Below are 10,489 nucleotides of genomic sequence, written 5' to 3' on the forward strand. Positions count from 1 at the left end.
CCACTTTGGTGATGCGACCGACCCTGTCGACTTCTCCAGACTGGTATCTTCGCGGTGTGAGGCCGAGATACGCACCGACCGATCTGGATCGGCGGAAGCGCTTGGGATCATCGATCGTTGCCCTGTAGGTGAGCGCGGTGACGGGTCCTATGCCAGGCATGGTCATGAGGCGACGGCAGACGGGATCCACTCGAACCGCTCTCAGGACGAGCCGGTGCAGATCCGCCAGGTTCTCGCGCAGACACCTGTGCATCCGCAAGAGCGGTTCAAAGATACCCAGCAACAGCCGATCCGCTCCGACCAGCTGTCGAACCCTTGCCTCGAAACGAACGCGCGTGACGGCGCCAATCTTTAGCCCCAGGGGACGCAACAAGCCTCGGATGACCTGCTCGTTGGCAGTGACCGCCCTGACCGTAGCCTTGCGCGCGGCGGTGAGCGTGCGCAGCCTCTGGCCGGCAGCGGACTTCAGATGAACTGCCTTGAACCAACCTGTGCGCACAATCTGTGCAATCCCCTGCGCGTCATTCCGGTCCGTCTTCACCGTCATCGCGCCCAGAGCCGCTTTGACATGTCGACTCTCGAGACACACGACAGGGAAGCCCTCGTCGACGAGGTGTCCGCCGATCCACTCCGATGTCGCACCGGCTTCCAAGCCAACGCGAACTAGGTCGTCCCGCCATCGCTGAAGTGCAGCCGTCACAGCATCCGGGTCACCGAGCACCTTTCCCTGCCACAGCATCTCGCCGGTCTCGGCGATAACGCAAATAGCTACAGCGTCGAGTGAAGTATCCAGTCCTGCATAAACGCTCATGCCGATCTCCTCTTGCCAGGTCGGCTCTGAGCATCAGACAAACGTCATGATCCGAAAAGGGGCCACGCGTTCAACGAGCTGAACCGAATACATGGCGTGATCGCGGAGCATGCAGCACTCAGCTAGACTGCTGACGTTTGATCTCGCCATGTGGAGAAATGGAATGACGAAGCACTTCGTTGGTCTGGATGTTTCCCTCGACCTGACATCGGTATGTGTTCTTGACGAAGCCGGCGCAGTGGTGTGGCGTGGCAGGGTTGCCTCAACACCGGAAGCCTTGACTGAAGCCATTCACAAACATGCACCATTAGTTGTAAAGATTGGCCTGGAAACAGGACGTTGTGCACATGGCATTGGCACGCACTCCGGGAAAACGGCCTTCCTGCCGTCTGCCTTGATGCCAGGCATGCGAAGGCGGCATTGTCGGTTCAGCTGAACAAGACTGATGACAATGATGCCTACGGCTTAGCCCAGATTATTCGGAGCGGCTGGTATAAGGAAGTTGCGGTCAAGAGCCTCGACAGCCATCGTGTGCGGACCTTGCTTTCCTCCCGTGCCCAGCTGGTCAACATGCGCCGCGATCTCGGAACAAAGATACGTGGGCTTTTGAAGACATTCGGCAGGATTGTCGGGAAAGTCAGTGGAAGGAAATATGAGGAATCCGTTCGCGAGCTCTGCGCGGGAGAGCTTGGGCTGGAAGGTGCTGTTTCAGCGTTGCTGGCTGTCCGCGCACGCATTGAGCAAGAAATCAGAACGTTGGAAGCGCACATTCTCGGGTTGGCAAACACAGCGATCCGTGCCGCCGGTTGATGACCGTGCCCGGCATTGGCGTCTTGACGGCGGTCAGCTTCGTCACGGCGGTGGATGATCCAGCGCGCTTTGTCCGCTCATCGGGTGTTGGCGCCTATTTCGGCCTGACGCCGAGACGGTATCAATCGGGAGAAGTCGATCGTGACGGGTCGGTCTCAAAATGCGGTGACACGCTCACACGCACCTATCTCTTCGAGGCCGCGGGCACTCTGTTGGCTCGGGTCGCCAGATGGTCTGCGCTGAAAGCGTGGGGCGCGCGCCTGGCGCGCCGGATAGGCAGCAAGAAAGCCCGAGTGGCCGTCGCCCGCAAACTGGCTGTGATCATGCATCGGATCTGGATCGACGGCAGCGAATTCCGCTGGTCGAAGGAGGAGGCGACCGCGTGATCACCAGCCAAGCATGAAGTAAGATCCGCCCTTTCGGCGGTGATATGTCCCTGCCGGGACGATGGCGTCGGTGATCTCGTAGATGGGGAGGCAGCCCTAATTTAAGGTACTGCGTCGATTACATTGAGGCACCCACGTCCCGAACGCTAACATGCGGCGACCCAGTGTTAACCGCGAAGAGAACCACAGAGCCGGCAGGAACATGGATACGCCGAAAAGGAGCTTGCAATCAGCTCCGCGATCAGAGAACCCCAGCTCTTCCGTGAAACGCTTTCTCTTCATCAGTCCGTCCTTCAATCAAGGGCCGGACTCTAATCTCAGATGGAGGAAATTACCCGTGGCAGGTCAATGCCGCCGAAGTAATTCCGCATCTCAAAAGCATCATTTTTGAAATGGGCGCGGCATAATTCCCCTCTGACTGAGGCAATCCCCTCAAAGCCTTGAGTGGGCTCTGGAGCCTTCTAAGATGAGCCACGGAGATCGACATGATTTCTACTTGTTTACGAGCGTGACGATTCCCGGGTGACCGCCAAAACGGCCCCGCTGGATCGATACCGTTAACGTCAGAGCCCCAAATCCCAGAGGCCCGACCCGCCTTACTCACAAGGTTCGACGAAGCCAACGATCTGTTTGTCTGTTCGCGCCCAGGTCTGTCCAATCGTGAAACTTCCCCAGCACGTAGAGCACAGGCACATCATGGAACGCCTACAGACCACGGCGGCGATCTTCGGGCGGATGGCCTCGAATTGTCGTGGGAACGGCAACAAGGGCATTCCCGGCTATGGGACGGATTGTGCCGGTGCACACGAGCCCTATAGCCGCACAATACGTGAACTGCATTACCACCAGTGACACGGCATCAGTGACGCTGACTAGATTATCCGCTGTTCGTTTCAGACCCCAACACTGTCTCGACCAGCTTTACCCAATAGCCGATGCCATAAGGCAAAGCCTCGTCGTCGAAGTCAAACGCCGGATTGTGACACGCAGGTGTTGGCCCATTGCCAAGGAAAATGTAAGCGCCTGGTCGCGCTTCGAGCATGTAGGCGAAATCCTCCGCTCCCATGCTAAATTTCACCTTTTCATCAACGGATGCGGCTCCGACAAGATTGCGCGCCGCCTGGATCGCCAGCTCGGTTTCTTCCGTGGAATTGAAGGTCGCTGGAACCGATCGGAGATATTTGAACGCAATCTCTGCGCCGAACCCCCGCGCAATGCCCTGGGCAGAAGCCAAAATCTCTTGCTCGGCGAAATCCCGCAGGTGGGATGCAGAGGTCCTGACGGTCCCGCCGATCTCGACCTGATCGGGAATGACATTGTACGCCTGTGCGGCGTTTAATTTGGTGACGGAGATCACCAGCGACTCCAAGGGATCGGTTTTGCGCGATACCAGGGTCTGTAGGCCAATAATGATCTGGGCTGCAATGACAACGGGATCGATCGTGCGAGATGGGCTGGCCGCATGTCCACCCCGACCCTTAACGATGATATCGAAATCATCTTGGGAGCCCATAATCGAACCGTGCCGGATGCCGAATTTGCCGACCTCGATGCCCGGGGCGATATGCATGCCAAAAACCTGGGAGATTCCGAAGCGCTCCATGATCCCTTCCTGGACCATTTTGTAGGCGCCCGTTGGGAACACTGGCTCCTCGGCGGGCTGGAAGATAAGGGCAACGGAGCCCTTAAAGTTGCGCGACCTCGCAAGATGTTTTGCAGCGCCCAGCAGCATGGCCGTGTGACCGTCGTGGCCGCACGCGTGCATAATGCCAGAGGCCTTCGATGCCCAAGGCTTATTTGATGTCTCGACGATTGGAAGGGCATCCATGTCCGCTCTCAGCCCGATCGTCGGCCCATCGCCGCCTTCTCCCTGAATCAGGGCAACGACGCCAGTCCCCGCAATTCCTGTTTCGATGTGGTTTATGCCAAACGAAGCGAGCTTTTCGGCAACAAACCTTGCGGTGTTGTACTCCTCGAAGGCCAGTTCCGGATGTTCATGGAGATAACGGCGCCAACCAGTTGCTTCGCTCTGCAGTTCCCTGAAAATTTCAATGTCTCTCATGTTGCACAAACCTTTTTGCGTGTTTCGAACCTTACGATCTCAAGCAACGATGCCTAGATTTCGGCCTACCTTAACGAACGCTTCGACCGCGAGATCGATGTCCTCCGTCGAATGCGCTGCCGACATCTGGGTGCGAATGCGCGCTTGACCTCTCGGCACGACTGGGAAGGAGAAGGCCGTTACATATATGCCCTGTAACAGCATTTGATCAGCGATTTCCCGGGCCACGTTGGCATCGCCGAATAGGACGGGGACAATGGGGTGGTGGTTCCCGAGCAACGTAAACCCGGCAGTCGTCATTTTTGACCGAAAGCGATCAGCATTGCCGTAAAGTTTCTTGCGCAGCGCATCGCTCTTCTCGATGATCTCAAACACCTTCAGCGAGGCGCCCGCGATTGCCGGCATCAGTGTGTTGGAAAATAGGTAAGGCCGGGAACGCTGACGGAGCCAGTCGATCACCTCCGTCTTGGCCGAGGTATAGCCGCCGGACGCGCCGCCTAGCGCCTTGCCGAGCGTGCCGGTAATGATGTCGACCCGGCCCTCGACCCCGCAATGCTCGGCCGAGCCGCGTCCGTGTTTGCCGACGAAGCCGGCGGCGTGGCTGTCATCGATCATGACCATCGCGCCATACTTCTCGGCGAGATCGCAGACGCCCTGCAGATTGGCGATGATCCCGTCCATCGAGAAGACACCGTCGGTGGCGACTAGCTTGAAGCGGCTGCCTTCCGCCTTCTTCAGTTCCTCCTCCAGCGCGGCCATGTCGTTGTTGGCATAGCGGAAGCGCTTGGCCTTGGAGAGCCGCGCGCCGTCGATGATCGAGGCGTGGTTCAGCGCATCGGAGATGATCGCATCTTCCTCGCCGAGCAGGGTCTCGAAGAGACCACCGTTGGCATCGAAACAGGACGAATAGAGAAGCGTGTCTTCCGTGCCGAGGAACGAGGAAATGCGTGCCTCGAGTTGCTTATGCTCTTCCTGCGTGCCGCAGATGAAGCGCACCGAGGCCATGCCGTAGCCGTAGCGGTCGAGTGCAGCTTTTGCGGCAGCGCAAACGTCGTCGTTATCGGCAAGACCAAGATAATTATTGGCACAGAAGTTTAACACATTGCTTCCATCTGCCACCCGGACTTTGGAAGATTGGCTAGAGATGATAATGCGTTCGGGTTTATAGAGCCCTGACGACTTAAGTCTCATCAGTTCTTCGTTTAGATGTGCAACAAAAGAGTCGGTCATGGTCTTCCGAGGATTGGCGGAGAGATCGAGAGGAGGACAGGCAACTCACCCGTATCCGACGGATGAGTCACCTATCTGAAGGACATGCTTGATCAGTTCACGGGTAGTCTACGACGGTAGACCATGCCGGATCCGAGTGCTTCTGCCAGTACAGATTCGTCAGCTGACTTGTTACACTGCCCACCTTGCCGTTGCCGATGAGGGTATGGTCGATGCGCGTCACCGGCATGATACCTCCCGCGGTCGAGGTGATGAAGACCTCGTCCGCTTGAAGCAGTTCGTCGCGAGCCAAGTCTGCGGCTGCAACCGTCAATCCTGCTTCTTCGCACAGCTCAAAGACCGTCTGACGCGTGATGCCCGGCAGTACTCCGAACGCGGGGGTTTTCAGCTGACCTCCCTTCACGGTGAACACATTGAAGCCTGGGCCCTCGGCGATGTTACCGTTGGTGTCCATAATCAGTGCCGTTTCCGCGCCGAAGTCGTAGGCGTCAAAAAGCCCCTTCACCAGATCGAGCCAATGATAATTCTTGATGGTCGGATCCACCGATTTGGGCGAGATGCGGACTGTATCGCTAACAGCTACATGGAGACCACGCTTCAACTGTTCACTATTGGCAACGGAACCGTACGGCACTGCGAATGCAATGAAGCGGTTCTCAGCCTCCCTCGGGTCACGACTGAAAGTGGGGGATCCGCCGCGGGTGCATATCATTTCAACATATGCTGACTTGTGTCCCGACAAAGTGACGCAATTAGTCAAAATCGCTTCGATTTCTTCGCGGCTATACGGCAGCTTCATCCGGAGACTCTTCACGCCCCTGAAGAAGCGATCGAGATGGAGGTTGAGTCTGAAGAAACGACCCTCCCACACGTGCACAGTATCATAGGTCGCGTCGGAGTGAAGGAAGCCCCAATCGAGGACTGAAACCTTTGCTTCTGACATGGGGAGATACTGTCCGTCCATGAAGGCAATGCCTTGAGGATAATTGCGAGAATCCTGGTAACGCGATTTGACTTCTGGAAGATCTTCGTGCGATCCAAACGTTGCGATTGTCATGTTTCTTTCTCCTGCTGCGCCAGAGATATTGCCTCCCCGCGCGCATTGTCGATCGATGCCCACTCGTGTGCTCGCGCTGCCTGACTTAGCGGCTTGCTCCCCAAATGCCGCCTACGAGACTCTGCTTGAGCAGATGCCCGGTTCGTTGGGGTTGTCAGCGGCAGTTCGACACAACGCCGACTGCGTATGATTCATCGCAGGAAATTTTGGGCAGGAACGATCAAACTCGTGGGGCAAACGCAACAAAAGCTTCATAAAAAGCGCTCGGGTGGCAAAAACAACAAAGGTGAAGAAAAGGGGTCATACCAAGACGCGGGTCTCGAACTTCACACGATCAAGCGTGGTCATACGTCGAACGCTACCACATCTTCAACCGCAACAATCAGTACGAAATCCGCATCTCCGGTCACCATATAATACTGGGTGACCTCCTTTGCGGCCCGCATGGCGCGCTTGAAGTCATCGACGAGATCTAGCCGCTCCCGGTCGAGTTCCCTACGTTCACAACTACCGTGAGTGATTTCCCAGAGTCTTTGGATTTACTAGAGCGACGTCGGCAATTATCACGCCATCTGCACGCAGCTTGTTGACTCGGCGCATACAGGACGCGGCGGACGAGCCAACAATATCCGCCAGTTCAACAAACGAGAGCCGATTGTTTACTTGAAGTGCGGCGACGAGGCGCCGATCGAGATCGTCCAGCATCTATCTCTTTCTCCTGTGTGGACCCTGGTACCCATAAAATCATTTTACGCGAACGACGATGTTAAATGCTAATGCGATTCAACAATCGGACGCCATATATGTTTCATTTTGCGCCAACACTGTGAAATAGGCAATTCAAGCCGCCGGTTTAATCAAAGCGAATATGGAGAATTTGGCTTAAAAGGAGGAGCGACATGCTGGCCGCAGCGACGGGGGTTTCAGGCCACTTCGACGTTTCAAGATCGACCGCTTTTTGTGAAATTATTTCAACTTAGACTACAGTCTGACGCCAAGGCTCGTGTGCAAATGGGTATCTTCATTTTATAATGTGCGACTACCACCAAAGTTCGGTCGGAAGGTCACAGTTGAGGTTTTGCCGACCGAAAAACACGGCGCAGTGCGTTGCCCGTCTAAGACCGGGCAGTGAGGGATTCTAACGTTGTCCTGCTCGCCGGAATTGCCTCGAGGTCGCCGTGGTCCTAGTCAGCACGGTGCCCGCCTGCCCAAGGTCGGTTATGCCGGCGCCTACGTCTCGCGGAAAGAGAAGCCCGACTTGCGACGATCGCTGCAGGCTATGCCGATGGATTGCCGCGCAACCTCAGCGGCCGCGGAACGTTTGCCGATACAGGCGCCTCTCCATGGACAGCATTACCATCGATATCACTGTCTTCCCCGGAACGCTGTCGCTCGGCAGCTTCGTCGAGGTTCTTGGGCCGCATCAATCGCTTGAAGACGTGGCGCAAGATGCCGGCATGATTTACTACCAAATTCTGACAGCCTGGGTGATCGTGACGCCAGGAACTACCGCTGAGAGCCTTCGGCTTCAATATGAACATCATGAAAGTCATCGTTTTGGGAGCCGGCGTCGTCGGCGTCACCTCCGCTTACCAGTTCACGAAAGCGGGCCATGAAGTCACGGTCATCGACCGCCAGGAAGGGGCCAGCGCTGGAAACGAGCTTCGCCAATGCCGGCGAAGTCTCTTTCGGCTACTGCTCGTCCCGCGCTGCCCCCGGCATCCTGCAGAAGGCCATCAAATGGCTTTTCATGGAACATGCACCGCTGATCTGCGGCCAAGATTGACCGCCGATACGGCCTTCCTGAGCCGCTTGCGATCAATTTGCGATGAGATTGGAGCCTTGTTGAAGACCTGCCGACGGCTCCCGTAGCAGGCGCAGCTTGGCGAGATTATGGCGAAATCATTTTCGTAGAAGACGACGACAGGATGATAGCATACTCGGACTACATCGCTACGGAGCATCTGCAAGTCCACACCTGCGATCCGCTGGCAACCGCCAAGAATCTACGCATACGGCTCGCTCTTCACCGGGGAATTCGCCAGCGTCGTCTATTCGGACAAATGCTGCGGTACAAACCATAACCTGCCACCATCGCTGCCGGCCGCTCTACCTGATTGTGCCTCTACAAACAGCTCGCTAACGAGTCGCTTTCCACAAATATATCCTTGCCGCTACGCAAGACGAGGACGCAGAACCTCCCACTCACCCCCGCTCCGAAAGCCGCCCCTGGTGATACGAGATTTTCAGTACGGGGCTCAAGTCGGCACTCTCAGATCAACAGACCGCACCAGTTCCGTGCGGCCGTCGGTAAGGGAGCGCCTAGAGAGTAAAGATTTTGCGCGGTGTGTTGGTCAGCACCTCGACTCCCGATTCTGTTACGCGAATTGACTCGCTAATCATGTAGCCAAAATCCTCGTCGAACCAGTTGCCAAGCATGAGATGGAAGGTCATGTTCGGCTTCAACTCGGTCATGTCGCCCTTCTGGAAGCTTGCGGTCGGCTCTAGCCAACCGATGCCGTTAGCATAACCGCAGCGCGACTCCTTTTTAAAACCGAGTCCTTCATAAACCCGATAGAAAGCGTTTGCGACATCGCTGCAGGTGTTCCCGTATCGTTTCAAGCGCTGCGTCCATTCCGGCGATGTGTGCATCGTGAACTCGTTGGAGGCGGTCGGACGGATCGGCAATCGAGAATGTTCTCATGAGCCCGACTGCGTATCCATGCCGAACACCGCCTAATTCGATATTGATCTGGGAGCCTTCATGGAACATATCTTCACTCCATGGAATGTGCGCTGTGCCTGTTCGCGGAGAAGAGTTAAGGGCGATTCCGGCGAGGTTGGTACCGGGCCGTCCGTTGGCACCCCGTGCGAGTGTCGCCGCAATTCCGGCGACAGCATCGGCCTCGCGAACGCCCGCACGCATGACTTCGGCAGCCCGCATCATCGCAGCGTCTGTGATAGCGCAGCGTCGCGCATAACGGCGATCTCAAGGTCTGATTTGACTATCCGGAGCCAGGTTACGACGTTCGAACAATCCTCAATCCTGGCGTTCGGGAGACAGTTCCTGAACTTGGTCACCGCATGGAACCGCAAGTCCCCAAGCTCAGACCCTATACCGCGATTTTCAAACCCTTTTTCATGTAGAAACGCGATGATCGCGTCATAGCCATCCTTCTCTGGAGTGCCAATTAGTTCTTCTGGGTACGCAATGATATTTTCCCGGTTCATGAATGTCTGGTGAATGGTGAATCGCTGCGGGGGCATCCATTTTGCGTAATATGAATGTGGGTTCGTCTTCATGAACCGACACCACGAGCCTCCGGCACGTATCCAGACGGCGTCGTGTATCCAGTCAGATATGTAATGTTATGTGGGTTGAACACCACAAGCGCGTCAACGTCACGTCGTGCCAGCTGTGCTTTTAGCGGAAAGTCGCCGCAGGAACTCCGTTCTGGGGAAGGCCTGAGGGCCCTTGCTAATTGGCATTTTTTTACTCCTTATGATGCTTCCAGGCAGGCCAATATATTTGCTGCTGTTTTTGAAGTTGCTGGGACCCCATTACGATCAATTGATCATACAGGGCCATATGTTTTGCCGGTGGAGCTCCATGATTGGCGGATACCAGGCCATGACGCTTATCACTTCAACACGCGCAATTGTTGTCGAGGCAGTCACGGTCCAAAGAAGGTCCCTAAGCCGCTGGGTTCAGGAGCGTGCGCTGGTTTTTCGGCACCGACCGCCACCACGTCACATAAAGGACGATCAAGCAGAGCAAGGGCAAAAGCGTTAGTAGCGATCCTACTGCCGCAATTGTTGGGTCGATCTGGTGGCGAATATCTTCCCACATCTTCAGCGGCAGGGTGCGGACCGAGAATCCGCTGACGAGCGACGTAATCACGACCTCGTCAAAAGAGTGGAGGAACGCGAAGACTGCGCCGGCGATTACCCCAGGCCGAATTAGCGGCACCTGGGTATGACCGGATCACGAATTCGTCTCGATTGCGGATCGACGGGATCATCGATCCCACAACCGTTCTGGCGGAGTTGACCAATGCTGACCGACCAGGTTGAGGTCGCCCTCAGGCTAGCGCTCCGAGCATAATCCGCCGGCTCGTATGGTGGTCGTAGAT

The 10,489-nt window shown here is 56.2% G+C and carries 11 protein-coding genes and 4 pseudogenes; 6 read left to right on the top strand and 9 right to left on the bottom strand.

Translation table 11 applies throughout. The features are described 5' to 3' along the window. Positions 1 to 811 (bottom strand): IS110 family RNA-guided transposase (locus tag AC0L2U_RS34435; RefSeq protein WP_473603661.1); only part of this gene is annotated, 811 nt, incomplete at its 3' end. Between the two features lie 163 nt (positions 812 to 974). On the opposite strand from AC0L2U_RS34435, the gene AC0L2U_RS34440 reads away from it, so the two are divergent. The 3 genes from AC0L2U_RS34440 to AC0L2U_RS34450 are packed head-to-tail and all read left to right on the top strand — an operon-like array spanning position 975 to position 2,007. Beyond that, the gene (locus tag AC0L2U_RS34440) at positions 975 to 1,247 is read left to right on the top strand and encodes a hypothetical protein (RefSeq protein WP_473603671.1); all 273 of its coding nucleotides are present in this window, start codon (positions 975 to 977) and stop codon (positions 1,245 to 1,247) included. Continuing rightward, the gene (locus tag AC0L2U_RS34445; RefSeq protein WP_473603662.1) at positions 1,151 to 1,621 is read left to right on the top strand and encodes an IS110 family transposase; all 471 of its coding nucleotides are present in this window, start codon (positions 1,151 to 1,153) and stop codon (positions 1,619 to 1,621) included. The genes AC0L2U_RS34440 and AC0L2U_RS34445 overlap by 97 nt, the downstream gene beginning before the upstream one ends. Beyond that, on the top strand, positions 1,621 to 2,007 hold the full coding sequence (locus AC0L2U_RS34450; RefSeq protein ID WP_473603663.1) for a transposase: 387 nt from the start codon (positions 1,621 to 1,623) through the stop codon (positions 2,005 to 2,007). Before AC0L2U_RS34445 ends, AC0L2U_RS34450 begins: the two co-directional genes overlap by 1 nt. A gap of 877 nt (positions 2,008 to 2,884) precedes the next feature. On the opposite strand, the gene AC0L2U_RS34455 is transcribed toward AC0L2U_RS34450, so the two are convergent. The 5 genes from AC0L2U_RS34455 to AC0L2U_RS34475 all read right to left on the bottom strand — a co-directional run bounded on the left by AC0L2U_RS34455 (position 2,885) and on the right by AC0L2U_RS34475 (position 7,061). Beyond that, entirely contained in the window at positions 2,885 to 4,069 is a 1,185-nt protein-coding gene (locus tag AC0L2U_RS34455) for a M20 aminoacylase family protein (protein ID WP_473603664.1), read from the bottom strand. A 39-nt stretch (positions 4,070 to 4,108) separates the two neighbouring features. Continuing rightward, positions 4,109 to 5,299 (bottom strand): glycine C-acetyltransferase, encoded by a 1,191-nt coding sequence (locus tag AC0L2U_RS34460; RefSeq protein WP_473603665.1) that lies wholly within the window; start codon positions 5,297 to 5,299, stop codon positions 4,109 to 4,111. A gap of 97 nt (positions 5,300 to 5,396) precedes the next feature. Then, complete coding sequence (locus AC0L2U_RS34465; RefSeq protein ID WP_473603666.1) at positions 5,397 to 6,356, bottom strand: aminotransferase class IV; 960 nt, start codon at positions 6,354 to 6,356, stop codon at positions 5,397 to 5,399. 344 nt (positions 6,357 to 6,700) lie between these two features. Then, complete coding sequence (locus AC0L2U_RS34470) at positions 6,701 to 6,802, bottom strand: Lrp/AsnC ligand binding domain-containing protein (RefSeq protein ID WP_473603667.1); 102 nt, start codon at positions 6,800 to 6,802, stop codon at positions 6,701 to 6,703. Positions 6,803 to 6,863: 61 nt separating this feature from the next. Next, on the bottom strand, positions 6,864 to 7,061 hold the full coding sequence (locus AC0L2U_RS34475) for an Lrp/AsnC family transcriptional regulator (RefSeq protein ID WP_473603668.1): 198 nt from the start codon (positions 7,059 to 7,061) through the stop codon (positions 6,864 to 6,866). 461 nt (positions 7,062 to 7,522) lie between these two features. Between AC0L2U_RS34475 and AC0L2U_RS34480 the strand changes: the two are divergent. From AC0L2U_RS34480 to AC0L2U_RS34490, 3 pseudogenes are all read left to right on the top strand, one after another. Then, positions 7,523 to 7,872 (top strand): annotated as a pseudogene (locus AC0L2U_RS34480) (alanine racemase); the annotation flags it as partial. A 26-nt stretch (positions 7,873 to 7,898) separates the two neighbouring features. Beyond that, positions 7,899 to 8,171 (top strand): annotated as a pseudogene (locus AC0L2U_RS34485) (FAD-dependent oxidoreductase); the annotation flags it as partial. A gap of 29 nt (positions 8,172 to 8,200) precedes the next feature. Continuing rightward, positions 8,201 to 8,447, top strand: a pseudogene (locus AC0L2U_RS34490) (histidinol dehydrogenase); the annotation flags it as partial. A gap of 231 nt (positions 8,448 to 8,678) precedes the next feature. Here AC0L2U_RS34490 and AC0L2U_RS34495 read toward each other — a convergent pair. The 3 genes and pseudogenes from AC0L2U_RS34495 to AC0L2U_RS34505 form a co-directional block, all read right to left on the bottom strand. Continuing rightward, positions 8,679 to 9,303: pseudogene (locus AC0L2U_RS34495) on the bottom strand (M24 family metallopeptidase). Next, entirely contained in the window at positions 9,300 to 9,659 is a 360-nt protein-coding gene (locus AC0L2U_RS34500; RefSeq protein ID WP_473603669.1) for a hypothetical protein, read from the bottom strand. Before AC0L2U_RS34500 ends, AC0L2U_RS34495 begins: the two are co-directional and overlap by 4 nt. Further along, positions 9,656 to 9,745 carry a hypothetical protein gene (locus tag AC0L2U_RS34505; protein WP_473603670.1) on the bottom strand — a complete coding sequence of 30 codons (90 nt, stop codon included), beginning with the start codon at positions 9,743 to 9,745 and terminating at the stop codon, positions 9,656 to 9,658. The genes AC0L2U_RS34500 and AC0L2U_RS34505 overlap by 4 nt, the downstream gene beginning before the upstream one ends. Between the last annotated feature and the right edge of the window lie 744 nt (positions 9,746 to 10,489).

The organism is Mesorhizobium sp. WSM4808 (assembly GCF_055811675.1).